The sequence below is a fragment of the Kitasatospora sp. NPDC096147 genome, assembly GCF_044763225.1.
In the GTDB taxonomy this organism is placed as follows: domain Bacteria; phylum Actinomycetota; class Actinomycetes; order Streptomycetales; family Streptomycetaceae; genus Kitasatospora.
Genome location: NZ_JBIWFX010000001.1, coordinates 758,622 through 783,751, shown reverse-complemented (window position 1 = coordinate 783,751; position 25,130 = coordinate 758,622). Strand labels below are relative to the sequence as shown.

The window sequence follows — 25,130 nt, the reverse complement described above, 5'->3', positions numbered from 1 at the left end:
GTCCCTTCGAGTGATGGAGCGTCAGGCGGTGCGTGGTGTGGCGGAGTCGGCCTGATCGGCGGCGGCGCGGTGGCGGCCGGAGCTCCGCTCGGGTGCGGGTGCGGGTGCGGGTGCGGGTGCAGGTGCGATGGCGAGCGGGGGCCGGGTGGTCGGAGCCGGGGCCAGGCCGAGGGAGTCCGGGCCGGTGGCGGGCCGGGCGTGCCGGCGGCGTGGGGAGGACCCGCCCGGCCCGGCGTGGTGGTCGGGGACGAGCGGCAGGTCGATCACGTACGTGACGCCCTGGTGCCCGGCCGGGCGGAGCGGCTGGAGGACGCCGCCGTGCACCTCGACCATCTCGCGGGCCAGCGGGAGGTGGCCGGTCCGGCCGTCGCCACCGGGGCCGGTGATCTCGATCCGGATGCCGCTGTGGTCCCGCACCCCCACCAGCAGCACCGTCGGCAGCTCCCGCCCGGCCGGTCCGCCGGGCCGCTGTCCGCCGCCGCTCGCGTCGGCCGCCAGCAGGGCCAGCGCCTCGGCCAGCAGTTGCGGATCGGCGCTGATCTCGACGGCGGCGGCCCGCACGGTGTACCGCACCCGGTCCGACCCGGCCAGCACATCGGCCCGGTCGACGGCCCTGTGCAGCACCTGACGCAGCGCCACCGGTTCGGCGCGGGGCGGCTCGGCCTCCCCGGCCGGGGCGGTGAGATCGTCCAGGACTTGGGAGACCAGCGCCCGGGAGCGGGCGAACTCGGTGGCCAGGTAGCGGAGTTCGCCGATCGCCTCGGGCCACAGCCGGGCGGCGGGGTCGTGCGCGAGCCGCTCCAGACGGTCGGCCAGGGCGCTGCTCGACGGGCCGACGCTGTTGCGCAGCACGGCGGTCAGATAGGCGTGCCCGGCGGCGGCGGAGAGCTCGCGGCCCCGGTCGGTGAAGGCCATCACCACCCCGGCCACCCGGCCCTCGTGGTGCAGCGGCACGGCCCGCAGGTCCACGGCGAGCGGGACGCCGTCCCGGCGGCGCAGCGTCGCCGAGCCTGCGCTGCGCCGGCCGGTGGCCAGGGCGGCGAGCACGGCGGGTGGTGCGGAGGTGGCCCCCGGCGGCAGCAGGGAGTGGAGCGGGCGGCCCGCGAGGTCATCGGCCCGGTAGCGCAGCAGGTGGAGGGCGGCCGGATTGGCCAGCACGCACCGCCCCTCGGAGTCGATCCCGAGGATGCCCTCGGAGCAGGTGCGCAGCACCGTCTCGGTCTCCACCCGGAGGCGGACCAAGTCGGCGTGGGCCTGCCGGAGCTCCGTCAGGTCCCGGGCGACCAGCAGGAGCAGCCCGCCGGACGGGCCGGGGCGGACGGAGGGCAGCAGCACGGCGGCCAGCTCGCCGCCGATCTCGGTGGCCCGGACCTCGGCGGGGAAGGTGCTGGCGTCGGTGCGCCGGGCGGTGGTGCGGACGGTCTCGGCGGAGCCGGGGCCGCCTGCCGGGCGCATCGACCCGGGGATGCACCGGGGGTCGAGCCCGGGCAGCAGGTCGAGGACGCCCAGGCCGACCAGGAACGTCCCCGGTGCCTGGAAGGCTTGGTGCGCCGGGGAGTTGGCGGCCAGGACGGTGCCGTTGCCGTTGATCAGCAGGGCCGGGTCGGGCAGGGCTTCGAGGACGGTGGCGAGGGCGTCGCCGGGCAGGGAGGCGTTCACGGGGTCCGTCCGGTGGGGTGGTCGGGGCGGTCTGACGGTGGGTCGGTCTGACGGTGGGTCGGGCTGGGTGGGGTGGGCCGGGGGTGGTGGGCGGGTCAGCAGCGGGGCACGGCGGCCTCCAGCGCGGCCCGGGTGGCCGGGCCGTAGGTGCCGTCCTCGCCGCGGATGTCGGCACGGCGCTGGAAGGAGGTCAGCACCGCCCGGGTCCAGTCGTCGAACAGGCCGGTGACCTTGCGGTAGCGGGAGGGTGCGCAGGCCAGGTCCAGCAGCAAGGTCTGCAACCGGCGGACCTGCGGCCCGCTGTCACCGGGGCGGAGCACCGGCGCGGCCGGTGGCACGGTCGGCGGGGTCGGGGCCGGGCTCGGCGGGGTGGTGGCCGTGGGGGCGGGGGTGGCCGGGGTACCGGGTCCGGTGGTCGCGGCGGCGGGGCCGGTGGCGGCCGGGGCGGTGACGGAGGTGGGCGGGGCAGGGGTGCGCTCGGCGGCGCCGGCCGCTGGGTGCGGGGGTGTGGTGCGGGGCCGGGGCGTGCGGGTGGGGCTGCTCGGCGCGGCGCTCGGGCTGCCGGTGGCCGGGGTGGCCGGGGTGGCCGCCGGGCCGGTGGCGGGGGTGCCCTCCGGGGAGGCGGTGCCGGTCGGTTCGAAGGTCAGGGTGAGCACGGTCGGCGGCGGGTCGGCGCGCTCGGCGGGCTGACGCGTCATCAGCGCCGGGCCGAGGCTGCCGCAGACCGCGAGCACGCAGGACGTGCCGAGCAGGACCCGGGCCCGGCGGGCGGTCCACGTGCGCAGCCGGTGCGCACCGCCGGGCCGCCCGGTGGCCGTCCGCGCGACCGGCGCGGGCACCAGGGCCGGCCCGCCCGGACGGGCGGCCGGGGCCGCCGGGGCCCCGACGGACCGCAGGGTGGGGGAGGGACCCTCGACGACCTGGACGGTCGTGACGTACGGGCGCACCAGCGGGACCGGCTCGGCCGGGCCGGGGGTGCAGGGGCACGTGCCACCGGGCCGGGGCGAGTCGCAGGCGGCGCAGCGCGGGTACGACATGGTGCGGTTCCTTCGGGGCGGACGGCGCGGGAGGACGTGGCGGGAGCGGGGAGGGGGAGCGGGCGCGGTGAGGGGGGGGGGACCGCGCCCGCGGTCCTGAGGGGTGGTCAGCCGGTGCTGCCGCGGCGGCGGCGGAGGGCCACCAGTACGCCGCCGCCGATCACCAGGGTGGCCACGCCGGTGCCGGCGATCAGGAAGGTCCCGGTGGAGCCGGTGAAGGCGAGCGAGGTGCCGGGCGCCGGACGGTCGGGTGTCGGAGACGGCGCGGGAGCGGCGCCGCCCGGGGTGGTCGGCCGGGCGGAGGTGGGCGGTGCGGACGGCTTGCGACTGCCCGGTGCGCTCGGGGTGTTCGGGGTGCCGGGGGTGCTCGGCGTGCCGGGGCCGGTCGGGGTGCCGGGGGTCGGCGGGGTGCTCGGCGTGGCGGGCGGGGTCTGGCCCGGGACGCTCGGGGTGGGACTCGGGGCCGGGGTGGGGACCGGCGGGGTGCTGGGCTGCGGCACGGGGGTGGGGGAGCAGGAGAACGCCGGGGCGCCGGTCCACGGGTAGTTGTGGCTCTCGTTGCCCGACCCGTGGGTGCGCAGGTCGCCGCCGACGAACAGCCGGCCGTTGGTGCTGGCGGTCAGATCGGCGGAGGCCTTGGGGGCCAGCAGCGAGCCGATGAAGTTGCCACCGCCGCCGAGGGTCACCTTCGGTGTCTCGCGCAGGTTGTAGAGCACCTTGGCGGAGGCCTCGCCGAAGTGCGCGGAGCTGTACACGTCGACCCGGTCGCCGTTGTAGCCGACCGCCATCGGGGAGACCGACACCGGGTGCGTGCCGGTGACGTTGACCAGGACCGAGGCCTCCGCCGGGATCGACTCGAAGACGAAGGTGGAGGCGCCGTCCAGGTCGGCCGAGGCGAGCTCGAAGACCTGGAGCGTGCCGGTGGACGGGCCGGTGCTGCGGAAGGTCACCGTCCCGCCCGAGCGCTGCGCGGTGCCGGTCGGCCGGAGCGCGCCGAGCGCGGCCGACTGGTCCCGCAGGGTCGCGTCGAAGGCCGCGTACGGGTCGAGGGCGGCGGCCTTGCCCACCCGGGAGCGCTGCTCGCCGCCGTTGGTGTCCAGCGGACCCTTGGCGTCGATGGTGCCGCCGGCCCGGACGCCGCCGCCGTAGCCCGGCCCGGTGGTCAGGCCGGAGCCGATGTCCAGGGTGGTGCCCTTGGCGATGTGCAGGTCGCCGCCGACGGCCAGCATCACCTGTCCGGAGGCAGGCAGGATGCCCGAACCGGCGCCGACCCGGCCGATGTTGAACACCCCGCCGCCGCTCTTGGCGAAGGTGGCGTCGCCTGCCACCACCACCAGGCCCTCGGCCTCGGCCGTGCCGCCGTCGGCGGTGTAGTCGCCGCCGGCGAAGACGGCCACGTTCCCGTCGGTGAAGCGGGGCTCGGGCCCGATCGGCGGGTACTGGCCGGCGCCGGGGCAGGAGGCCGACCGGCCGTTCCCGGGAGCGGCTTCGGCGGAATGTGCAGAAGTGGTGAGGAGAATTCCCGCGCAGGTCGAAACGGCGATCGCCGTGCGGAGCGGCGCGGAAATGCGGTCGAGGTTTATGGTTCCGGTCTTCACGACAGCGGACTCTAACAGCGGGAAGAGCACCGAAAAGCCGCTTGATAACGCTCGGATAACAGCTGCTTCAAGGCGTTTCGCAGCGACTTTAAAGAAACTCCAATCCGCCCTTCCGGGGGCCCCGCCGGTCCGCGCGCCGCAGTCCGGCGGTCCGCCGCCGGGGGCCCGGCGGGGTGGTGGACGGGTCCGCGGCCGGGCCGGTCGGCAGGGTGAGTTCGACCAGCGCGCCGCCCTGCTCGGAGCGGCCCAGCCGGAGCGTGCCGCCGGCCTCCTCGGCCAGCCGCCGGACGATGTCCAGGCCCAGCCCGGTGGAGCCCTCGCGCACGGTGCCGTGGCCCCGGAGCAGGGCGGTCTCCGGGTCGGCGATGCCGGGCCCGGCATCGCCGACACCGATCACCAGCTGCCCGCCGGGGCTCCGGCCTGACGCTCCGTCCGACCGCCCGGCGGGATGACCGCCGGAGCGCGCGCCTGACGTCCCGTCGGAGCGGCGGCCGACCCGGCCCTGCTCGCCCGCGCCGTGACCGCCCAGCCGCAGCGCCACCGCGAAGCCGGTGCCCGGCCGGGTGTGCCGGAAGACGTTGCCGAGGATCGCGTCGAGCGCGGCGGCCAGCTCGGCGGGGGCCACCGGCACCGGGCAGGGCCCCGGCTCGGAGGTCCAGTCCCAGCGTCGGCCCTGGTCGTCGGCCAGCGCCGACCAGAACGCCATCCGTTCGCCCAGCACCTGCACCGCGTCGCACCCGGCCGGCTCGCGCGGGCCGCTGCCGGCCCGGGCACTGCTGATCACCGAGTCCACCTCGCGCTCCAACCAGTCCGCCACGTCCCGGGCCTGATCGGCCATCGGCCCGTCCTCCAGCGCGCTCGCGGTGAACCGCAGCGCCGTCAGCGGCGTGCGCAGCCGGTGCGAGAGGTCGGCGGCGAACTCCCGCTCGGCGACGATCATCGACCGCATCCGCCCCGCCATCGCGTTGAACGCCAGCCCCACCTCGCGCAGCTCGTACGGCCCCCGGGTGTCGGCCACCGCCTCCAGGTCGCCCGACCCCAGCGTCCGGGCCACCGCGGCCAGGTCGCGGGTGGCGCCCACCAGCCGGGCCGCCAGCCGGTCGGCCACCAGGCTGGAGATCAGCACCAGGCAGAGCGCCACCCCGCCGAGCACCAGCCAGGTGCTCCACAGCCCCCGGGTCAGGTCGCCGTCCAGCAGGTACACCTCCACCACCGCGACCGTGCCGGGCTCCAGCACCACCGGCCGCAGCACCGCGTACCCGCCGGGCACCTCCGCGCTGTACGCCCGCCCCTGCCCGGCCGCTGCCGCGACCCGGGCGCCGTCCGCCCGGCCGGCGCCGACCACCACCCCGGACGGCAGGTGGACGGCGATCCGGCCCGCCTGGCCCGCCGGGATGGAGGCCAGTGCCCGGCGCAGCTGCTCCTGATCGGTCGTCACCACCAGGACCGGATCGATCGCGGCGGCCTGCTGCTCGGCCTGGGTGAAGGCCCGCTCGCGGGCGAACTCGCGGACGGTGAGCGCCAGCGGTATCAGGAACGCCAGGGCGACCATCGCGGCCACCGCCACCGCGAACCGGGCCATCGCGCCCCTCACCGGTGGCCCGCCCCGGCCGTTCCCGACTCTGTCGACGACATGTTTCCCCACTCGTGGTCGGTGAGCCCCGGCCGGTGGTGGACGAATACACCACCGTGGGTCCCGGGGGGCCAATTCCCCCGGAATCCGGACCGCCTTTCCGGGGGCCCGTCGCGATAGTGCAGGATAGCGGTCATGCGAATGCGGACCCTGACGACGGCCTGGCTGGCCGCCACCGCGGCAGCTGCCGCCATCTCCTGGGCGGGCGTCAATCTGGTGCTGCGCGAGGCGGTCTTCGGACCGCCGGACGCGGTCTTCGTGCCCGCCCGCCCGGGCGCGATCGCCGGGGCCCTGCCGCCGGTCTCCACCCCGGCGGCGGCCCGGAGCACCGGCCGGGCGACCCCGGCGCCCGGCGCGACGGTCGGCCTGGTCCCGTCCGGCCCGGTCCCGTCCGGCGCGGCTCCGACCACTCCGAGCGCCTCACGGTCCCCGCGTGCCACCGCCGGCGTGACCACGACTCCGAGCGCTCCGCCGCCCGCCGCCGCGCCGGAGGGTGCCGACAGCCGTGGCTACACCGTCCGGGGCGGGCGGGTGGCACTGGCCCTGGGCCGCGATTCGGCGACGCTGATCTCGGCCTCGCCGGGCCCCGGCTGGGCGGTGCAGACCTGGCGCACCGAGACCTGGCTGCGGGTCGACTTCACCAAGGACGGCCGGACCTCCTCGGTCTTCGCCACCTGGAACGGCCACGCACCGCTGGTGGAGACCTACGAGCAGTGAGGCCGGCGGCCGGAAGTCCGAAGGGACTCCGAAGGTTCCCTGAGCGAATCCCAACGACCCACCGATCCGCCCCTCCGGTCGCCTAGCGTCGCTGCCGCCACCCCCGATCCGCCCGCCCGCGCTCCCGCCGGGCCCGGCGCCGGGGCACCGAGCCGCACCAGGAGGGCTCCATGACGCCGGGACCGCGCACCCGCACCCTGATCCGCTTCGGCAATGCCGTCCGGGCCCGCCGGATGGAGGCCGACCACGATGCCGTGACCCGGGCCGCCACCGCCCTGGGGCTGCCGGCCGAGCAGGCCGAGTACGCGGGGGAGGAGGAGGGCCACGGGATCTGGTCGCTGCCCCGGGCGGAGCTCCTCGCCTACGTCTACCCGCCCGAACTGGCTTGGCAGGCCCAGTCGTTGATGGCCGACGCGTACCGGATCAGCGCCTACGGACTGGACGTGCTGCTGCCGCGCTCCGACCGGGCGGTGGCCGGCGGCAGCCGCTTCGTCACCTTCTGGGAGCAGCCCCGGGGCCACCGGGTGGACCAGGACGCCGCCGCAGCCGCGTACGCGGCCGCGGCCCTCCACCTGCTCCCGCCGCCGGACCGCTCGGCCGCCGGGGACCACGACCCGTTCGACGGGCTGCTGACGGGCCTCGACCGCTCGCCGCTCAGCCCGCCGGACGCCGAGTGGATCCGCCACCGGGCCGGGTGGCTGGCCGGGCTCTGGCAGTGCCTCGACTGGCCGACCTCGCCCACCACCATCCTGGCGGGCAGTCAGCCCGCGACCTGCTACCGCCGGGTGAACACCCGTCAGCTGGTGCTCACCCGGCCGCTCGCCCGGGGTCGCCGGGAGTGGGACGTCGCGGCGGCCCGCTGGCGCTCCGACCTGGTGCACGGGCACCGGGGGAGCTACCGGGAGTTCGCGGCGGCCTACGCCCGGTTCGCCCCGGGGCCGTCCTCCGGCGATCTCACGGACTGGGACGGCTACTCGGTGCTGCGGGAGGTGCTGGCGCTCGGTCACCTGATGCGCGAGGTGCGCCGGGCGGACCTCGGCGCGGGGCACCACCGGGAGGCGCTGCACCGGCTGGCCTGCCTGCGCGGCGAGGCGGGGCCCGCGCCGTGGCGCTGGTCGCAGGTCTGAGGGGGTGGACGCCCACCCGTCACACAAGGTAGCCGACCGGAGCTGCCGGCCCGGCCGGGCCGGGGCGCGTCCAGTGCCGATCCGGCGTGGATTCCCCTACGGGATATCCCGTTTGGCAGCTTTGGTCGGACTGGCGCCAGTATGCTGATCAACCCGAGAAGCCCTCATGTATTACTGAGGGTGAGCTCCTGCCCGACCCGACGAGAAGGTCCGAGCATGCCCGACTCCTCCACCCGGCCACCGACGGCGTACCCGCCGACGGCGCCGCACCCGAACGCCCCCACCGTCCTGGTGGTCGAGGACGACCCGCGCGTCCGCTCCGTGCTGATCCGGCACCTCACCTCGGTCGGCCACCCCGTCCGGAGTGTGGGCACCGCGCTCGGCGCGCTGCGCGAGGTCGCGGCGGGCGACTGCGACCTCGTGCTGCTCGACCTCGGCCTGCCCGACCTCGACGGCGCCGACGCGCTCAAGATGATCCGCAGCCTCACCGACGTGCCGGTGATCATCTCCACCGCCCGGGACGACGAGAACGAGATCGTCCGGCTGCTCAACGACGGCGCCGACGACTACCTGGTCAAGCCCTTCTCGGGCAGCCATCTGAGCGCCCGGATAGCCGCAGTGCTGCGCCGGTTCGCCGCCGCAGCGCCGCCCGCCTCGGAGGTGCTGCGGGTGGGCGGGCTGGCGGTGGACACCCGGCGCCGGGAGGCGGCTCTGGACGGGCAGCCGCTCGACCTGACCCGGCGTGAGTTCGACCTGCTGGCCTACCTCGCGGCCCGGCCCGGCACGGTGGTGACCCGCCGGCAGATCCTGGCGGGCGTCTGGCAGGACAGCTACGGGAGCGTCCAGACCATCGACGTCCACCTCTCCTGGCTGCGGCGCAAGCTCGGCGAGACCCCCACCCGGCCGCGCTACCTCTACACCGTGCGCGGTGTCGGCTTCCGCTTGGAGGCACCACCCTTCCGCTGATGCGCTGATGCGCTGATCCGGTGCCGTGCCGGTCCCGCACCGCTCCGCCGAGTCCGGCGGGCTTTTTTTGGCGTTTTCCGAACCATTGGTGACACCAGGTGTCCGAAAGTGTCCGGGCCGGCGACGGGCACGTGGCCGTCGCCGGCCCGGGCGTGTGCCGGGCGCCGGTCCGTCAGTCCTCGACGATCAGGGACGGGGTGTCGTGGCGCAGCGTCTCGCCCCGGAAGAAGGCGGGTGCGCGGCGGCGCTGGAGCAGCATCAGCAGCACGCCGAGGGCGAGCAGGCCGAAGCCGATCAGGAAGACGGTGCCGACGCCGAACAGCGAGGTGCCGGAGCCGTAGGCCGGGTCGAAGGTGTCCACGGCGGTCTTGGCGAAGACGGCGGTGAGCAGCGCGGCCCCGAGCAGGGGGAAGAGGCCCTTGAAGAGGAACGCGTGGACGGAGGAGGTGAGTTCGCGCCGGAAGTACCAGACGCAGGCGTAGGCGGTGAGTCCGTAGTAGAAGCAGATCATCATGCCCAGGGTGAAGATGGTGTCCACCAGCACGCTGTCGCTGATCAGCGTCATGGTGGAGTAGAAGACCGCCGTGCCGGCCCCGGCCAGCAGGGTGGCGGCGGACGGGCTGGCGAACCTCGGGTGGATCCGGGCCAGCCGGGCCGGGATGGCCCGGTAGGTGCCCATGGCGAGCATGGTGCGGGCCGGCGGCAGGAAGGTGGTCTGCAGGCTGGAGGCCGAACTCGCCAGCACCGCCACGTAGATGAGGATGGAGAGCGAGCCGAGCACCGGCTTGGCCAGGGCGGCGAAGACGTTGTCCTCGGTCTCCGGATTGCCCAGCCCGTACGACTCGGTGCCCACCCCGGCGAACCGCTGGGTGGCCACCGCGGTGACCAGGTAGGCGGTGAGGATCACCAGCATGGTGAGCAGCGCGGCCCGGCCGGGGGTGGCGGCGGAGCCGGCCGTCTCCTCGTTGACGGTCAGTGAGGTGTCCCAGCCCCAGTAGATGAAGAGGGAGAGCGAGAGCCCGGCGGTGAAGGCGGCGAAGGACTGCACCGCGAAGGGGTCCAGCCACTGCCAGCTGAACTCGATGGCCAGCGGCGAGCGCCCCTGATCGGCCTTGACGAAGGCGAACAGCGAGAAGACCGCCAGCACCGCCAACTGGAGCCCCACCAGGACGTACTGGACCTCCTTGGTGAGGGTCACACCCCGGTAGGCGATGGCGGTGGCCAGGGCGACGAAGACCACGCAGGTCAGTACGTTGACGCCGCGGTTGTGCGCGAGGTCGGCGAGGCCCGGGTTCTCGAAGACCTGGGCCAGCATCAGGTAGAAGAACGAGACCGCCACCCCGGCCAGGTTGGAGAGCACGATGATGGTGGCCACCACCAGCCCCCAGCCGCACATCCACCCGGCGTACGGGCCGAAGGCCTTGGCCGTCCAGGTGAAGGAGGTGCCGCAGTCCGGCATCACCCGGTTCAACTCCCGGTAGGCGTAGGCCACCAGGAGCATCGGCAGGAAGCCGGCCAGGAAGACGGCGGGCATCTGGAGACCGACCTGGGCCACCGTCGGCCCGAGGGTGGCGGTGAGGGCGTAGACCGGGGCGACGGAGGAGACGCTCAGCACCACGCTGGCCACCAGCCCGACGGCCCCCGATCTGAGCCCCTTCTCCTGGAGGTCCTTCTCCGGCTGGTGCGGTGCGTCCGTGCTGTGGCTCACGATTCCTCCCGAAGAGGCATCCTGACCGCCCGTCACGCGCCGGGGGCGCGACCCGCCCGCCCACGCGCCGTCGAACCACCCGTCCGGCCCCCACCGGCGCGATGCCCGGCCCGCCCGTCCCCGCCCTCGGCCCGGACACCGGGGTGCCCGTCGGAGGCGCGCGGAAAAGGCGTTGCCACCGGGCGGCCGGTCGGTGACGATCACCCCCATGACCCACGCAAAGGCCCGTGCCTGCTAGGCACCCCCGCCCGCTCTCCCGGGCCCGTGCGCCACCGGCCGCTGCCGAGCCACCGCGCCCACCGGCCGTCCGACACGCCCCCAGGAGAGACCGCCGTGCAGCAGACCCCCCTCGTCCCCCACGCCCGCCTGCCCCGGGCCCACCACCACCGCCACGTCCGGACCAGTACGGTCGACGCGGCCGGCACCGCCCACTGGCTGCTGGCCGAGCAGGCCCCGCAGCGCGGCCGGGAGCACCCGCCGTACGACGCCCTGGTGGTCTCGGTCCGCCCGGACGGGGGCGCCGAGGTCACCGAACTGCGGTCCGTACGGGCCCGCTGGCCGCTCCTCGACCGGCTGCCCGAGGGCGGGTTCGTGGTCGCCGCCGCCCGCACCGGCCGGCACGACGAGGCCCGGCAGGTCCAGGTCTTCGACCGACTCGGCCACGAGAGCCGCGCCTTCGGCATCGGGGACGCGATCGAGCACCTGCTGGTGGACGAGGCCGGCCACCTCTGGGCCGGGCACTTCGACGAGAACCCGCTGGGCATCCGCCGCTGGAGCCCCACCGGCGAGCTCGTCTGGACCTCGGCCGGGGCCGGCATCCCCGGCCTGTTCGACTGCTACGCCCTGAACGTGTCCGGCACCACCGCCTGGGCCTGCCCCTACACCGACTTCCCGGTGGTGGAGATCCGCCCGGACCGGGCCGCCCGGGGCGAACCGCCGGTGCGGGTGTGGTCGAACCGGATCCGCAGCGCCACGGCGCTGGCCGTCCACGGCGACCGGGTCGTCCTCTTCGGCGGCAGCGGCGAACATCAGGACCGCCTCGCCCACGGCGTACTCACCGGGACCGCCGTCCGGAGGACCGGGGTTGGCACCCTCACCGGGCCCGACGGCTCCGCCCTGACCCGCCGACGGGTGGTCAGCCGTGGCAGCCGGATCTACGTCCAGCCCGAACCCTTCACCGAGTGGGGCGTCTTCGACCTGGCCGGCTGAGCCCCTGGACCGGGGTCGGGACAGGGAGGCGGGTCGGAGCGGCGGGGTCAGGCGGTGCGGACCGCGAGCAGGGAGACGTCGTCTCCGACCCGGGCGCCGGCCAGCAGGGTGACGGCGGTGTCGAGGACGGACTCCAGGGGGCCGGCCTGCTCGAAGGCGAGCGCGGCCAAGGCTGCCAGGCCCTGGTCGATGTCCTGGTCGCGGCGCTCCACCAGGCCGTCGGTGTAGAGCAGCAGGACGGCGCCGGGCGGCAGGCGGAGGGTGCGGCTGCGGTGCGGTCCCGGCCCGGCGCCGAGCGGGGGGCCGACCGGGAGGTCGAGCAGCCGGGGCGGGCCGTCGGGCGGGATCAGCAGGGGCGGCAGGTGGCCGGCGGTGGCCAGCACTGCGGTGCGGGTGGCGGGGGAGAAGGTGACGGTCAGACAGGTGGCCACCCGTTCCTGGTCGAGGGCCTGGACGGTGTGCTCGGCGGCGTCCAGGACGGCGGCCGGGGGCAGGCCCTGGAGCGCCAGGGTGCGGATCACCGAGCGGTACTCGGCCATGGTGGCCGCGGCGTCCAACCCGTGGCCCATCACGTCGCCGACCGTCAGCAGGGTGGAGCCGCCGGGCAGGGCCAGGGTGTCGTACCAGTCGCCGCCGATCTCGGCCGCCGCGCCGGCCGGCAGGTAGCGCCGGGCGCACTCCACCCCCGGGCCGGGCACGGTGGCGTCCGAGAGCAGGGCGCGCTGGAGCAGCACCGCGCTGCGCCGCTCGTGGGCGTAGCGCTGGGCGTTGTCGATGGAGTTGGCCGCCCGCAGGGCCAACTCGCCCGCTAGGTCGGCTTCCTGCGGGGTGAACGGCGGCGATCCGGTCGAGCGGACCAGGGAGACCACGCCGATCACGTCGTGACGGGCCGTCAGCGGCACGTGGCAGGCCGAGTGCAGGCCCAGCCGCCGGTGCAGCGCGATCCGCTCGGGCGGCAGACCGAGCAGCCCGGTGCCGTCCGGGCCGAGCAGGTCGGAGACCACCGGGCGCTGCTCGTCCAGGCACCGGGTCAGGTCCGAGCCGGGTCTCGGCGTGACGGGGGCACCGGGGGCGCCGAGCAGGTGGGTCGCCTCGGCGAGCCGGGGCACGGCGGTCAGGGCGAGGCGGTGCAGGTGGAGTCCTTCCTGCGGGTGCGGCGCGGCGAGGTGCCGGTCGAGGTCGAGGACGTCCACCACGGCGAGGTCGGCGAGCCGGGGCACCAGCAGTTCGGTCAGCTCCTGGCAGGTCTGCCGGACGTCCAGGGTGGTGCCGATCCGGGTGGCGGCTTCGTCGAACAGGGTCAGCCGGGTGGAGGCGAGGGAGAGCGCCTCGCGGATCCGGCGGTCCTCGGTGATCTCCAGGACCAGGGCGACCACGCCGAGCGGGGCGCCGTCCTCCTCCTCCAGCCGGTGGAAGGCGTTGTGCCAGAACCGCACCGGGGCGGCCGGGCCGGGCGCGGTGGTGCCCTCGACCAGATGGGCCACCGGCCGTCCGGTCTCCAGGACCGAGCGCAGCGCGGCCTCGGTGTGGTCGACGTTCACACCGGGGACGACGTCGGCCAGGCGCTTGCCGAGGTGATCCGGGGCGGGGGTGCCGTTCATCGCGGCGAGCGCCTCGTTGACGTAGCGGTAGCGCAGCTCGGCGTCGAGCACCGCGACGCCGACCGAGGTGCCGTCGGCGACCGCCCGCATCACGGTGTGGTCGGCCACCAGCCGGGCCAGGGCGGCCACCTCCGGGGAGTCCGGCGACGGCCGCCCGAGCCGGCGGAGCAGGTCCCGGGCCTGCTCCTCGCTCAATATGTCCAGCGACACCCGGCCCTCCTCGTGGCTGGCGGCAGTGCTCGGATCGTCGCACGCGAGAGCGGGGCGGGCGACAGAAGCGCGGCGTGGTGTCGCCCACCTTCGCGCCCGGTGTGGCCGCCGCCCGTCCGTCACCCGGCCCTGCTCGTGGCTGGCGGTAGTGCTCGGGTCGTGGCACGCGGGAGCGGGGCGGGCGACAGAAGCGCGGCGTGGTGTCGCCCACCTTCGCGCCCGGTGCGGCCGGGGCCGCCGTCCGTCCGTCGGGGCTCGTGCCGTCCGGCGTTCGGAGGCGCTCGGTCGGCCGCGCCCGGGCTCGGCCGGGGGTCGCCGGCCGTGTCCGGGCCGTCCTCCGGAGGCGCGGGGCGGGGAGCAGGAGGGCCGCTCCTGCGAGCTCCCCCGGTTCCCGCCCCGCAGCGGTGCTCCGGGTCGGTCCGTCAGGCGCCGCCCGCCAGCAGCAGCCGCGCGGCGGTCGCGGCCCCGTCGGTGCGCAGGCGGCCGGCCAGCGCGCGGGCGCGGTCGGCGGTCTCCGGGGCGAGGGCCACCGCGAGCGCGGCCGAGAGCGAGTCGAAGGTCGGCACCGGCCCGTCGTGCGCCACTCCGACGCCGAGCTTGGCCACCCGGCGGGCCCAGTACGGCTGGTCGGCCATCTGCGGTACCAGCACCTGGGGCGCCCCGGCCCCGGCGGCGGTGGTCGTGGTGCCGGCCCCGCCGTGGTGCACCACCGCCGCCACCCGGCGGAACAGCGCCTGCTGGTTCACCTCGTCCAGCAGGTGCACGTCCGCCGCCGGCCCGGTGGCCAGCTCGGCCCAGCCCCGGGCCAGCAGCACCCGGCGCCCCTGGGCCCGGACGGCGGCCACCGCGTTCCGGGCCACCGCCTCCGCGTCCCGTACCGGCATCGAGCCGAAGCCGACGTACACCGGGGCCTCACCCGCCGTCAGGAACTCCTCCAGCGCGTCCGGCAGCGGGCGGTCGTCCGGCCGGACGAAGGCGCCGGTCTGCACCACCGCGAGCTCGTCGGTCGGCTGCCAGGGGGAGAGGTCGGCGTCCGCCGCCAGCAGCGGACGGTCCGTCAGCACGTACGGGCGGACGTGGGCGACCGGCTCCAGGCCGACCGAGGTCCGGTGGACGTTGACGGCGTCGCGGAAGAGTTCGTCCAGCACCTCTTCGTTCTGCTGCCAGAGCACCCGGTTGTCGGTCTCCTCCACCGGCAGCGGGTGGCCCGGCCAGGGCAGCGGCGGGTGGTCGGCGGAGGGCAGGTAGCTGGGGAAGTAGGCGACGAAGGAGTACGGCACGCCGAGCCGGTCGGCGACCGTCCGGGCGGCGGCCGCGGCCGGCACCAGGCCGGTGGCCACCACGGCGTCGCAGCCCTCGGCGGCGGGCAAGGTCTGTGCGTAGGTCTCGGCGACCACCAGCGCGGCCCGCTCCTGGAGGGTCATCACCGGCCCCGTCCCCAGGACGGCCTGACGGGCCGTCTCCCGCAGTGACCGGCCGAGCGGCACCAGTTCCAGCCCGCTCTCCGCCACCAGCCCGGCGAAGTCCGGCGGCGCGCAGAACCGCACCTCGGCGCCGGCTTCGCGCAGGGCGAGTGCCAGGCCCACCATCGGCTCGACGTCGCCGCGCGATCCGTAGGCCAGCAGAAGTACACGCATCTCAGGTCCCCCGAAGGTCGGTGATCGTTGTTCGAGGGGTGATTCTGCGTGGTCAAGGGGCCCTTGCCACAAGCCCCCTGACGCGTTATAAGTTGATCACGGCGGAGAGCGCGGGCCACGGGCCCGGCGGGCCGCCGCCCGGATGGCGCAGCAGCGCAGGGAGCACGGCCCGGCCCGGTGGTCGGATGGAGGAGCAGTCACGCCATCTGACGGGGGGTCTAGGAGGCCGTACCGGTATGTCCATGCCCCCCTTCGGTTCGTTCGGCGCGCACGAGGGCCCGGACCCGTTCTCGGACCTGCTCAACCGCTTCTTCGGGATGTCCCCGTCCTCCTCGCCGCCGGCCGTCCAGCGGGTGCCGATCGGCAAGCTGCTCTCCGACTCGGCCCGCGAGCTGATCGCCCGGGCGTCCGCCCGCGCGGAGGAGGACGGCAGCGAGGACCTGGACACCGGGCACCTGCTCTGGGCCGCCACCCTGGTCGAGCCGGCCCGCGGCCTGCTGGTGCAGGCCGGGGTGGACCCGGACCAACTGGGCGAGGAGCTGGCCAAGGTGATGCCGGGCGTCGCCGGCACCCCCTCCGCCGATCCCCGGCTCACCCCCGCCGCCAAGCGGGTGCTGCGCTCCGCGCACGCCCGCTCGCAGGCCGCCGGCGGCTCCTACATCGGGCCCGAGCACATCCTCGGCGCCCTGCTGGACGACCCGGACTCGGGAGCGGCCAAGCTGCTCACCTCCGGCGGCACCGACCTCAAGCGGCTGCGCACCGACACCGACCGGGCCGCCGCGGGCGAGGGCACCCCGGCCACCGGGGCCTCCACCACCCCCACCCTGGACGAGTACGGGCGGGACCTGACCGCCGACGCCCGGGCCGGGAAGCTCGACCCGGTGGTCGGCCGGGCCGAGGAGATCGAGCAGACCGTCGAGATCCTCTCCCGGCGGTCCAAGAACAACCCGGTGCTGATCGGCGAGCCCGGGGTCGGCAAGACCGCGATCGTGGAGGGCCTGGCCCAGCGGATCGTGGCCGGGGAGGTACCCGCCACCCTGGAGGGCCGTCGGGTGGTCTCGCTGGACCTGGCCGGCATGGTGGCCGGCGCCAAGTACCGGGGCGAGTTCGAGGAGCGGCTGAAGGGGGTGATCGACGAGGTCAAGGAGTCCTCCGACCACCTGGTGCTGTTCATCGACGAGTTGCACACGGTGGTGGGGGCCGGCGCCGGCGGCGAGGGCGCGATGGACGCCGGGAACATGCTCAAGCCCGCCCTGGCGCGCGGCGAGTTGCACGTGATCGGTGCCACCACCATCGACGAGTACCGCAAGCACGTCGAGAAGGACGCCGCCCTGGAGCGCCGCTTCCAGCCGGTGCTGGTGCCCGAGCCGAGCGTCGAGGAGACGGTGCAGATCCTGGAGGGCCTGCGCGACGCCTACGAGGAGCACCACCAAGTCCGCTTCTCCGACGGCGCGTTGGTGGCCGCCGCCGAGCTCTCCGATCGCTACGTCAGCGACCGCTTCCTGCCCGACAAGGCCATCGACCTGCTCGACCAGGCCGGTGCCCGGGTCCGGCTGAAGTCGCTCGGCAAGTCCACCCCGGCGATCGGCCTGGAGGACCGGATCGCCAAGCTGCGCCGGGAGAAGGATCAGGCGGTGGCCGCCGAGGAGTTCGACCGGGCGGGCGAGCTGAAGAAGCGGATCGCCGAGGCCGAGGCCGAGCTGGCCGGGATCGCCGAGCGCCGCGAGGGCGTGATGGCGGTGACGGTGGACGACATCGCCGAGGTGCTCTCCCGGCGGACCGGCATCCCGGTGGCCCAGATGACCGAGAGCGAGAAGGACCGGCTGCTCAAGCTGGAGGACGCCCTGCACAGCCGGGTGATCGGCCAGGACGAGGCGGTGGTGGCGATCGCCGAGGCGGTCCGCCGCAGCCGGGCCGGCATGGGCGACCCGGACCGGCCGGTCGGCTCCTTCCTCTTCCTCGGCCCGACCGGCGTCGGCAAGACCGAACTCGCCAAGGCACTGGCCGAGTTGCTGTTCGGCGACGAGGACCGGCTGATCCGCTTCGACATGAGCGAGTTCCAGGAGAAGCACACCGTCTCCCGGCTGGTCGGCGCTCCGCCCGGCTACGTCGGCTACGAGGAGGCCGGGCAGCTGACCGAGAAGGTCCGCCGCAAGCCGTACAGCGTGCTGCTCTTCGACGAGGTGGAGAAGGCGCACCCCGACGTCTTCAACACCCTGCTCCAGGTGCTGGACGACGGCCGGCTGACGGACGGCCAGGGCCGCACGGTGGACTTCCGGAACACGGTGGTGATCCTCACCAGCAACATCGGTGCCCAGCGCATCCTGGCCGCCGAGGGCGACACCGCCGCGATCCGCCCGCAGTTGATGGCCGACCTCCAGGCGCACTTCCCGCCCGAGTTCCTCAACCGGATCGACGAAACCGTCATCTTCGACGCGCTCACCGCCGACGACCTCGGGAAGATCGTCGACCTGCTGCTCAAGGGCAGCGAACGCCGGGTCCGGGCCCAGGGCATGGAGCTGGAGGTGACCGAGGCGGCCCGCAGGCTGCTGGTCGCCCACGGCCACCAGCCCGCCTTCGGCGCCCGTCCGCTGCGCCGCACCATCCAGAGCGAGCTGGACAACAAGGTCGCTTCGCTGCTGCTCGGCGGCGAACTGGAGCCCGGCGACACCATCGTGGCCGACGCCGACGGGGACGAGCTCGCGGTCTCGATCGGCCGCCCGAAGTCCACCGAGCAGGTCGAGGCCGAGGAACGGGCCGCCGCCGAGCAGCCTCCGGCGAGCGAGGACGACGCGAAGGCCGCTTTCGGGGAGGGCACCGACGTGAAGCCGGTGGTCTGAGCCGCCGTCACCGCGCCCGCCCCACCGGCCACGCCGGAGGGGCGGGCGCGGCGGTTCGCGGTCCGGGAGGCGGTGGGGCCGGGCCGGGTGAGGATGTGCCCGCAGGTGCGGCCCGCCGTGCGCCGGCGACGCGCCCCGGGCCGGGGCGTTACGGCGGGGCCGACGCCGGACGTCGCGCCGAGTGTGACCGGGGGCCATCGCACGCTCGCCCCGGGGAGGCTATGGTGCGTGCCGGAACCGAGGGGGTACGAATGGTCATCCTGCGACGGGAAGCCAGGGACGAGTGGTGGGCCGGGCTGCCGGCCGGCATCCGCGAGGAGATCGACGGGTACGTGTGCCAGGACGCCATGCTGGGCGCGGTGAGGGTGATCACGGCAGTCGGCTTCCGGATCGACGGCATCGGGGTCGGCTGCGCCCAACTGATCGCGGGAGACCGCTACGCCCACTACGCGGACCGGGTGGCCGGCGAGCCGGACAGTCCGCTCGACCCGGAGTCGCTGGCCCGCAAGGCGGCCGGGTGCGAGGGGCGGGTGGTGGCCGTCGAGGCGGTCTGGGACGGGGACACCGTCCACGACTGGTTCGTGATCCTGCGGGCCGTCATCGACGGACCGGAGTCGGAGCGCAGCCTCGCTTCGGTGTACCAGTCGACCGCGGAGCGCTTCCTCGAAGCGGGTGCGGGTGCGGGTGCGAGTGCGAGTGCGGTGACGGGGCGTCGGCCCGCGGCGGCGGTGGCCGCCGAGCGAGCGGGCCGACGCTGGCCGAGCGTCTCGGCGTGCCGTTCCACTTCGCCAGCCCCGACGAGCCCGACGACGAGGCGCCGCGCTGGCGCCCCTCGGTCCCGCTGACCGGTCGTCAGGTGGACTCGGCCTCGGCCGAGGCGGAACCGTCCACGGTCCCGATGGACGCGGCGGCCCGGGCCGCATGGTGGGCGGGCCTGCCGGCCGGACTCCGGGAGGAGATCGACGGCTACGTGCTGATGGGCCGGTCGCACCAGGCCGACCGACTCATCGGGCAGCTCGGGCTGGTGCCCGACGGCATCGGGCCCGACACCGCCCGGCTGATCACGGCGGACCGGGTGGCGCACCACGGTGACCGGGGCGCTCGCGATCCGGTCAGTCCGCTCGACCTCGAGTCGCTGGCCCGCAAGGCGGCCGGCACTGGCGGTCCGGTGGCGGCCGTAGCGGCGGTCCAGGGCGAGCACCCCGTACGGGGGCGGGTCACGGAGCTGTTCGTGGTCACCGCCGACGCGGGGGAACGGCACACGATCGCCCGGGTGGACCGCCCTTCGGCCGAGCACTTCCTCGGCGCGGCGGCCCCGGACGGGGGCCCGCTCGAGGTCCTGGCGGCCGAGCGCGCCGGACGGGCCCTGGCCGAGTACCTGGGGGTCCCATTCCGCTTCGCCGCTCGGCAGGATGCCGGGACGGCACCGGCTGCGGACGGCTCATCGACGGGGTGAACCCGGCAGCGGCGGGGCCGGGCGGCAGTGCGCCGCACCCGGCGCTTCACCACTCCCGGTGGCGCCGGGCCGGACGCTGCCTCCTGACGGCTCGTCGGTGGTGCCCCCGGAGCGGCCTTGGCCGTTGGTGGTCGGGGGCGGGTACCGGGCCACACGCCGCCCCCTGCCTCGGCGGGCCCCCGGTGTCGTCCGCTGACGGCCCGTCCGAGATGGCCTGCGGCGCGGGAGTCCGGCCGGCCTCGCCCATGACGTGCACCGGGGGTGCCGGGGCCGTCGGCCGGTCCGGTGCCGACCGGCGGCGGTCCGGCCGGGGCGCGCCTCCCGTCGTCGGCACGCGGTCCGGGCAGGTCCCTGGCTGTCCGTTCGGGGGCGTGAACTCAGCCACATCAGCCGCCCCGAGCTCCGGTGTCTCCGCAGGTCAGGCGTGGTGTGACGAGGGGTGGGCCGGGCGGGGCGTTGTCCCCGGGCCGGGTGGGTGACAGAGTGCGGGCCATGGTCCACTCCGCCCGGCCCGACGCCGCCAGCAGCGCTTCCACCAGCGGCCCCGCCGCCGTCTTCGACTGGCTCGACGAGGCGGCCGGGCTGCGTGCCGCCGCCGGGCTCACCAGGACGCTGCGCAGCCGCCCCGCCGAGGACCCGGTGCTGGACCTGGCGAGCAACGACTACCTCGGCCTGGTGCACCACCCCGTCGTCACCCGGGCCGCCGCCGACGCCGCGCTGCGCTGGGGCGGCGGCGCCACCGGCTCCCGGCTGGTCACCGGCACCACCGCGCTGCACACCGAACTCGAGCAGGAGCTGGCCGACTTCTGCGGGGTGGAGGCGGCGCTGGTCTTCTCCTCCGGCTACGCCGCCAACCTGGCCGCGCTCACCGCGCTCACCGATCCGGACACCCTGATCGTCTCGGACGCCAACAACCACGCCTCACTGATCGACGGCTGCCGCCTCTCCCGCAGCGACGTGCACCGGGCCCCGCACGACGACCCGGCGGCGGTCGCGGAGGCGCTCGCCGGGCGCACCCACCGCCGTGCGCTGGTGGTGAGCGACTCGGTGTTCTCGGTGGACGGCAACGCGGCCCGGATCGGCGCGCTCTCCGCCGCCGCCCGCGCGCACGGCGCCGCCCTGCTGATCGACGACGCGCACGGACTCGGAGTGCTCGGCCCCGGCGGCAGCGGCGCGCCGGCCGCCGCCGGACTGGCCGGCGCGCCCGACACGGTCGCCACCGTCACCCTCTCCAAGTCGCTCGCCTCGCAGGGCGGGGCGGTGCTCGGCCCCCGACGGGTGATCAGGCACCTGACCGAGACCGCCCGCACCTTCATCTTCGACACCGGCCTCGCCCCGGCCGCCGTCGGCGCCGCGCTCGGCGCGCTGCGGCTGCTGCGGGCCGAGCCGCACCGGGCCGGACGGGCGCTGGAGGTGGCCCGCTCGCTCTCCGCGCAGCTGACCGCCGCCGGGCTGACGGCCAGTGCCCCGGACGCCGCCGTGGTCTCGGTCCGGGCCCCGGGCCCGGAGGCGGCCGTGCAGTGGGCGGCCGACTGCCGGGCCGCCGGTCTCGCGGTCGGCTGCTTCCGGCCGCCGTCGGTGCCGGACGGCGTCTCGCGCCTGCGGCTCACCGCCCGGGGCGACCTGACGGACCGGCAGATCGCCGAGGCGGTGGCGGTGATCCGCCGGACGGCGCCCCGGGGCTGACGGAGCTCGGGCTCGATCCGAGTCGTTCGTGTGCTCCCGGGGGGTGCGGGGAGGTCGTCCGACCCTCCGATTGGTCCAGACCTATTGACGAGATCGGCCGGGAAGCGGAACCCTGACCTGACACTGCGTCAGTCTGCCGGACCCCCACCCGGGAGCACCCCCATGCCTCAGTCCGACCCTGCCGTGCCCCCGCGCGGCAGTGCACTCCGCCATGCCCTGGTGTCGTTCGGGCTGGCCGTCTTCTGGGCCGCCAGCGCCTGGACGGCCGGTCACGTCCGGACCGCACCCGCCCTGCACACCGCCGCCCTGCTGGTGCACCTGGTCTCCCTGGTGGCCGGCTTCGGCGCGGTCCTGGCCGTCGACTACGTCGGCGCGCTCTGGCTGTTCGGCCGCCGCACGCTCTGCCAAGTGCTGGACCTGGCGGCCCCGTTGCACGTCCCGATCTGGGGCGGCCTGGCCGGGCTGACGCTCAGCGGCATCCTGCTGGAGCCCCGCCTCGACTCCGGCCTGACCCGGCTCAAGCTGGTGCTGGTGCTGCTGATCGCCCTCAACGGCGTGCAGGCCCTGGCCCTCCAGCGCCGACTGGCCCACTACGGCGACCGGCGCCCGCCCCGGCCGCTGCTGCTGCGCGGCGCGGCCTCCGCGCTGCTCTCCCAACTCGGCTGGTGGGGAGCGCTGCTGATCGGCTTCCACAACGCGCAGGGCTGAGCCGCCCCCTACCAGAGAGCACGCCGGGCGAACAGTGCCGATCGGCACGGGGGCTCGCGCCGGAGGCCCGGTATCCGTGCCGATCGGCACATGGCCGCCCCGGTGCGTCGGGGACGAAGCTTGGGCCGGACGGCGGGTCGCCACCCGTCGCGACAGGTGCCGGGGAGCCACCCCCGGGACGTCACCCGAACCAAGGGACAGAACCACATGCAGCGCACCAACAGGCTCCTCGCCACCCTCGCCGGAGTCGCCGCCCTCGGCGCCCTCGGAGCGGGTCCGGCCTCCGCCGTCGGGGCGGGCGCCGGTACCGGCGCGGCCGGACCGGGCTCGCCCGCGATCACCGAGTCGACCTGGAACGCCTACCCCTCCGGTGCGTTCAACTGCACCCGCAAGGACCACCGGGCCAACCGGGAGATCACCTTCCAGAGCTGCCTGCTGTTCAGCAACGGCGGCAGCTCGGTCCAGGCCGTCCTGGTGGTGGACAGCTACGGCGCCCCGAGTGCCGTCACCATCGAGGGCAGCGAGGTCACCAGCTTCGGCGGCGACGTGCACTGCGGGCCCACCACCCTGAACCCGAACTTCCAGGTGCACTGCCTCGGCCCGGTCCGCCCGGTGACCAACCCCGCACTGCTCAGCGCGACCGGCAAGCTGTACGTGAACGGCCAGCTCGACACCGTCTGACCGGACCGGCCGGTGAGCCCGTACCGGCCCGGCCCCGGCCCGGCCCCGGCCGGCCGGTGCGGGCTCACCGCACACCCGCCCGGTATCCCCTCCCACGCCACCTGCGGACGGCGGCCGGGACCGGGGCCGGGGCCGGCCACCGGGTGGCGCAGCCCGGCGGGCAGCCGGGCGGCGGGCGTGCTCTGCTGTGGGGCAAGGCCGGGCCCGTGACCGTCGACCGGTGCCCGGCGCGTCCCCGTGAGGAGTCCCCGTGTACCGCTCCACCCGCCTGGCCGGGGCCGCAGCCCTGGCCCTGGTGCTGCTCGCGCCCGCCTCGGCGACGGCCGTCGCCCCACCGCTCGCCGCCCCGTACGTCGCGGCCCACTTCGACTTCGCCGCCGGGCAGTTGCCGGAGAACCTGGTGCCGGAGCCCGACGGTGGCGCGGTCCTGACCCTGCTGCGCAGCCGCCAGGTGGCCCGGGTCGGGCCGGACGGTCAGGTGGCGATCCTGGCCACCCTGCCCGCCGTCGACCGGCCGGCCACCCCGCTGTTCGGCTACGCGGCGCTGACCGGCATCGCCCGGGCCGAGGACGGCACCCTCTTCGTCAACTACGTGACCGGGGAGGCGTCCACCGGCGTCTGGCGGATCCGGCCCGGCTGCCCGCCCGAGCGGATCGCCGCCCTCCCGCCCGAGGGCATCCCGAACGGCCTGACGCTCGATCAGGAGCACGGCATGCTCTACGCCGCCGATTCGGTGCTCGGCACCGTCTGGCGGATCCCGGCCGACGGCGGCGTCCCCGAGGCCTGGGCCACCGCCGACGAACTCCGGCCGGTCGGCTTCATCGGCGCCAACGGCGCCCGCCTCCACGACGGCGCGGTCTGGGTCTCCAACACCGACCGGGGCACCGTGCTGCGCATCCCGGTCGCCCCGGACGGCAGCGCGGGCCCGGTGGAGACCAGGCTGACCGGCCTCGACGGCATCGACGACTTCGGCTTCACCGGCCGGGACGACGACCTGCTCGCGGCCCGGAACGTGGCCGACGAGGTGGTCCACGTCGCCACCGGCGGCACCCGCACGGTGGTGCTGACCCGGCAGGACGGGCTCTCCAACCCCACCTCGGTCACGGTCTGCGGCGGCCGGGTCCAGGTCACCGACGGCGCCTTCTTCACCCAGCCCCCGGACCCGAACCTGCTGCGCGCCGAGCTCCACAGCAGCTGAGCAGGCCGCCGCCCGCTCTCCCGATGCCCCGCCCGATCCGCCCGAGTCTCAGTCCGTCCGCTCGGCTGCGGGGCGGCCGTCCCACCGCCAGCGGGCGGGGCGCTGACGGCCCGGCAGGTCCGCACGGCCCGTGCACCAGAGCAGGGTCCGCCACGGGTCCTGGCCCGCCGGGGCGTCCGGGAACAGCCGGGCCACCGTCCGGGCGCAGACCCCGGCGGGCGGGGCCCAGTCGAGTCCGAGACCCTCGGCCAGGTCGTGGGTGTGCACCAGGGTCTCCACGACGCCCATGGCGGCGAAGCCCTCGGCGTCCGAGATCCCGTACCCGTGGTAGGCCCGGACCTGAGGCCCCGTCACCCGCACCAGTGCGACCAGGAACGCCCCGGCCGCCTCCAGCACCTGGAGCAGCCCGGACGGGCCCGCCGTCCGGTCGGCGTGGATCGCGTTGGCCGGGCCGCCCTCGCGCCGGGCCTCCCAGACGAACGGCACCTCGCCGGTCAACGGTGGCTTGCGCGGGCCGAGTTGGGCCGCGTAGGCGAAGAGGTCGTCGGCCAGGTGCTCGACCGTCTCCCAGCAGGTCCAGGTCAGACTGCCGGCCGGCCGGTCCCAGTCGGTGCCCTCGGGCGCGCGCTCCAGGGCCGCCAAGGCGTGCTGGACGGCGAGGTCGAGGTCGTCTGCGGTCACGGGGCCGGTGGAGGTGCTCATGCCCGGACGTTACCGTGTCCGCCCCCGTACCGGGCCAGGTGTTCGGCGATCCGGGCGACCGTCCCGGCGGTGTCCCGGAACAGGTGTGCCCGCATCCCGGCCGTCTCCGCGCCCTCGGTGCAGACGGGGGAGTCGTCCACGAAGAGGCAGTCCTCCGGCCGCACCCCGAGGGCGGCGCAGACCGCCCGGTAGGCGCGCGGGTCGGGTTTCTCGAAGCCGATCTCGTGCGAGTAGACGATCCGCTCCGCCCAGTCGTCGTAGTGGTAGCGGGCGGCCTCCCGTTCCCGGGCGCCGACGAAGCTGTTGCTCAGGATGCCCAGGCGGCAGCTCCCCTTCAACGCGCGGACGTACGAGACGAGTCCGTCGTTCGGCGTGCCCAGGTAGGCGGTCCAGAGGTCGGCCAGGAAGGCGCTCCGGCCCGCCTCGTCCAGACCGAGCCGGAGCGCCACCTGCCGCTCCACCTCCGCCTCCTCGACCTCCCCGATCCGGCCCGCCCGCCAGACGTCCCCCATCCGCTCGGCGATCCCGCCCGGCGGCAGGGCGAGCCGCTCCTCCCAGCTCCGCACCCAGCCGGTCTCGGGCGTGAGCTCCAGCACGCCGCCGATGTCGAGGATGACGCAGGCCGTGGTCATGCTCGTTCCCCCTTGCCGCAGTAGGTCGGTGCGCCCACTGTCGCCGCCGTGCGGCAGTGGGGCGGATGCCTGTCGGCGGATCGTGACGGGCCCGTCGCATTCCGGGACGGTGGGTCAGGCGGCCG

General features: G+C 75.7%; 20 protein-coding genes. 11 read left to right on the top strand and 9 right to left on the bottom strand.

Translation table 11 applies throughout. From position 1 onward, the window contains the following. Nucleotides 1-21: 21 nt before the first annotated feature. From ACIRBX_RS03275 to ACIRBX_RS03260, 4 genes are all read right to left on the bottom strand, one after another. Entirely contained in the window at nucleotides 22-1,659 is a 1,638-nt protein-coding gene (locus ACIRBX_RS03275) for a PAS domain-containing protein (protein WP_402293432.1), read from the bottom strand. 95 nt (nucleotides 1,660-1,754) lie between these two features. Continuing rightward, the gene (locus ACIRBX_RS03270; RefSeq protein WP_402293431.1) at nucleotides 1,755-2,696 is read right to left on the bottom strand and encodes a peptidoglycan-binding protein; all 942 of its coding nucleotides are present in this window, start codon (nucleotides 2,694-2,696) and stop codon (nucleotides 1,755-1,757) included. A 107-nt stretch (nucleotides 2,697-2,803) separates the two neighbouring features. Continuing rightward, complete coding sequence (locus ACIRBX_RS03265) at nucleotides 2,804-4,093, bottom strand: choice-of-anchor A family protein (protein ID WP_402293430.1); 1,290 nt, start codon at nucleotides 4,091-4,093, stop codon at nucleotides 2,804-2,806. Between the two features lie 289 nt (nucleotides 4,094-4,382). Further along, complete coding sequence (locus tag ACIRBX_RS03260) at nucleotides 4,383-5,876, bottom strand: sensor histidine kinase (protein ID WP_402293429.1); 1,494 nt, start codon at nucleotides 5,874-5,876, stop codon at nucleotides 4,383-4,385. Nucleotides 5,877-6,062: 186 nt separating this feature from the next. On the opposite strand from ACIRBX_RS03260, the gene ACIRBX_RS03255 reads away from it, so the two are divergent. The 3 genes from ACIRBX_RS03255 (at nucleotide 6,063) to ACIRBX_RS03245 (ending at nucleotide 8,737) form a co-directional block, all read left to right on the top strand. Continuing rightward, nucleotides 6,063-6,644: a hypothetical protein gene (locus tag ACIRBX_RS03255; RefSeq protein ID WP_402293428.1), complete on the top strand. Its 582-nt coding sequence runs from the start codon at nucleotides 6,063-6,065 to the stop codon at nucleotides 6,642-6,644. A 170-nt stretch (nucleotides 6,645-6,814) separates the two neighbouring features. Beyond that, a complete protein-coding gene (locus ACIRBX_RS03250; protein WP_402293427.1) occupies nucleotides 6,815-7,771 on the top strand; it encodes a hypothetical protein in 957 nt (318 codons plus the stop codon). A gap of 216 nt (nucleotides 7,772-7,987) precedes the next feature. Then, nucleotides 7,988-8,737 (top strand): response regulator transcription factor, encoded by a 750-nt coding sequence (locus tag ACIRBX_RS03245; RefSeq protein ID WP_402293426.1) that lies wholly within the window; start codon nucleotides 7,988-7,990, stop codon nucleotides 8,735-8,737. Between the two features lie 172 nt (nucleotides 8,738-8,909). On the opposite strand, the gene ACIRBX_RS03240 is transcribed toward ACIRBX_RS03245, so the two are convergent. Beyond that, entirely contained in the window at nucleotides 8,910-10,445 is a 1,536-nt protein-coding gene (locus ACIRBX_RS03240) for an APC family permease (RefSeq protein WP_402293425.1), read from the bottom strand. 333 nt (nucleotides 10,446-10,778) lie between these two features. Here ACIRBX_RS03240 and ACIRBX_RS03235 point away from each other — a divergent pair, with 333 nt between their 5' ends. Continuing rightward, on the top strand, nucleotides 10,779-11,654 hold the full coding sequence (locus tag ACIRBX_RS03235; RefSeq protein WP_402293424.1) for a hypothetical protein: 876 nt from the start codon (nucleotides 10,779-10,781) through the stop codon (nucleotides 11,652-11,654). Between the two features lie 47 nt (nucleotides 11,655-11,701). Here the strand turns inward: ACIRBX_RS03235 and ACIRBX_RS03230 are convergent, their stop codons facing one another. Continuing rightward, nucleotides 11,702-13,465 (bottom strand): SpoIIE family protein phosphatase, encoded by a 1,764-nt coding sequence (locus ACIRBX_RS03230; RefSeq protein WP_402293423.1) that lies wholly within the window; start codon nucleotides 13,463-13,465, stop codon nucleotides 11,702-11,704. Nucleotides 13,466-13,887: 422 nt separating this feature from the next. Then, nucleotides 13,888-15,102 carry a glycosyltransferase gene (locus ACIRBX_RS03225; RefSeq protein WP_402293422.1) on the bottom strand — a complete coding sequence of 405 codons (1,215 nt, stop codon included), beginning with the start codon at nucleotides 15,100-15,102 and terminating at the stop codon, nucleotides 13,888-13,890. Nucleotides 15,103-15,338: 236 nt separating this feature from the next. Here ACIRBX_RS03225 and ACIRBX_RS03220 point away from each other — a divergent pair, with 236 nt between their 5' ends. The 7 genes from ACIRBX_RS03220 to ACIRBX_RS03190 all read left to right on the top strand — a co-directional run bounded on the left by ACIRBX_RS03220 (nucleotide 15,339) and on the right by ACIRBX_RS03190 (nucleotide 23,671). Continuing rightward, on the top strand, nucleotides 15,339-17,942 hold the full coding sequence (locus tag ACIRBX_RS03220; RefSeq protein ID WP_402293421.1) for an ATP-dependent Clp protease ATP-binding subunit: 2,604 nt from the start codon (nucleotides 15,339-15,341) through the stop codon (nucleotides 17,940-17,942). A 251-nt stretch (nucleotides 17,943-18,193) separates the two neighbouring features. Further along, nucleotides 18,194-18,787: a hypothetical protein gene (locus tag ACIRBX_RS03215; protein ID WP_402293420.1), complete on the top strand. Its 594-nt coding sequence runs from the start codon at nucleotides 18,194-18,196 to the stop codon at nucleotides 18,785-18,787. Continuing rightward, nucleotides 18,715-19,398 carry a hypothetical protein gene (locus ACIRBX_RS03210; RefSeq protein ID WP_402293419.1) on the top strand — a complete coding sequence of 228 codons (684 nt, stop codon included), beginning with the start codon at nucleotides 18,715-18,717 and terminating at the stop codon, nucleotides 19,396-19,398. The genes ACIRBX_RS03215 and ACIRBX_RS03210 overlap by 73 nt, the downstream gene beginning before the upstream one ends. A gap of 492 nt (nucleotides 19,399-19,890) precedes the next feature. After that, nucleotides 19,891-21,084, top strand: a complete 1,194-nt coding sequence (locus tag ACIRBX_RS03205) for an 8-amino-7-oxononanoate synthase (RefSeq protein ID WP_402293418.1) — start codon at nucleotides 19,891-19,893, stop codon at nucleotides 21,082-21,084. A 162-nt stretch (nucleotides 21,085-21,246) separates the two neighbouring features. Beyond that, entirely contained in the window at nucleotides 21,247-21,792 is a 546-nt protein-coding gene (locus ACIRBX_RS03200) for a hypothetical protein (RefSeq protein ID WP_402293417.1), read from the top strand. Nucleotides 21,793-21,999: 207 nt separating this feature from the next. Next, a complete protein-coding gene (locus ACIRBX_RS03195; RefSeq protein ID WP_402293416.1) occupies nucleotides 22,000-22,473 on the top strand; it encodes a hypothetical protein in 474 nt (157 codons plus the stop codon). A gap of 250 nt (nucleotides 22,474-22,723) precedes the next feature. Beyond that, nucleotides 22,724-23,671, top strand: a complete 948-nt coding sequence (locus ACIRBX_RS03190) for a hypothetical protein (RefSeq protein WP_402293415.1) — start codon at nucleotides 22,724-22,726, stop codon at nucleotides 23,669-23,671. Nucleotides 23,672-23,719: 48 nt separating this feature from the next. On the opposite strand, the gene ACIRBX_RS03185 is transcribed toward ACIRBX_RS03190, so the two are convergent. Together ACIRBX_RS03185 and ACIRBX_RS03180 are read right to left on the bottom strand one after the other, a co-directional pair. Next, a complete protein-coding gene (locus ACIRBX_RS03185; protein ID WP_402293414.1) occupies nucleotides 23,720-24,373 on the bottom strand; it encodes a maleylpyruvate isomerase N-terminal domain-containing protein in 654 nt (217 codons plus the stop codon). Beyond that, nucleotides 24,370-25,005 (bottom strand): HAD-IA family hydrolase, encoded by a 636-nt coding sequence (locus tag ACIRBX_RS03180; RefSeq protein WP_402293413.1) that lies wholly within the window; start codon nucleotides 25,003-25,005, stop codon nucleotides 24,370-24,372. The genes ACIRBX_RS03185 and ACIRBX_RS03180 overlap by 4 nt, the downstream gene beginning before the upstream one ends. Nucleotides 25,006-25,130 lie beyond the last annotated feature (125 nt).

What these genes read in the sequence shown, in the direction of transcription:
- ACIRBX_RS03270 (WP_402293431.1), bottom strand. Translation starts at nt 2,696, where the DNA reads ATGTCGTACCCGCGCTGCGCCGCCTGCGACTCGCCCCGGCCCGGTGGC.
- ACIRBX_RS03260 (WP_402293429.1), bottom strand. Translation starts at nt 5,876, where the DNA reads ATGGCCCGGTTCGCGGTGGCGGTGGCCGCGATGGTCGCCCTGGCGTTC.
- ACIRBX_RS03255 (WP_402293428.1), top strand. Translation starts at nt 6,063, where the DNA reads ATGCGAATGCGGACCCTGACGACGGCCTGGCTGGCCGCCACCGCGGCA.
- ACIRBX_RS03250 (WP_402293427.1), top strand. Translation starts at nt 6,815, where the DNA reads ATGACGCCGGGACCGCGCACCCGCACCCTGATCCGCTTCGGCAATGCC.
- ACIRBX_RS03245 (WP_402293426.1), top strand. Translation starts at nt 7,988, where the DNA reads ATGCCCGACTCCTCCACCCGGCCACCGACGGCGTACCCGCCGACGGCG.
- ACIRBX_RS03225 (WP_402293422.1), bottom strand. Translation starts at nt 15,102, where the DNA reads ATGCGTGTACTTCTGCTGGCCTACGGATCGCGCGGCGACGTCGAGCCG.
- ACIRBX_RS03220 (WP_402293421.1), top strand. Translation starts at nt 15,339, where the DNA reads ATGTCCATGCCCCCCTTCGGTTCGTTCGGCGCGCACGAGGGCCCGGAC.
- ACIRBX_RS03215 (WP_402293420.1), top strand. Translation starts at nt 18,194, where the DNA reads ATGGTCATCCTGCGACGGGAAGCCAGGGACGAGTGGTGGGCCGGGCTG.
- ACIRBX_RS03205 (WP_402293418.1), top strand. Translation starts at nt 19,891, where the DNA reads ATGGTCCACTCCGCCCGGCCCGACGCCGCCAGCAGCGCTTCCACCAGC.
- ACIRBX_RS03200 (WP_402293417.1), top strand. Translation starts at nt 21,247, where the DNA reads ATGCCTCAGTCCGACCCTGCCGTGCCCCCGCGCGGCAGTGCACTCCGC.
- ACIRBX_RS03195 (WP_402293416.1), top strand. Translation starts at nt 22,000, where the DNA reads ATGCAGCGCACCAACAGGCTCCTCGCCACCCTCGCCGGAGTCGCCGCC.
- ACIRBX_RS03185 (WP_402293414.1), bottom strand. Translation starts at nt 24,373, where the DNA reads ATGAGCACCTCCACCGGCCCCGTGACCGCAGACGACCTCGACCTCGCC.
- ACIRBX_RS03180 (WP_402293413.1), bottom strand. Translation starts at nt 25,005, where the DNA reads ATGACCACGGCCTGCGTCATCCTCGACATCGGCGGCGTGCTGGAGCTC.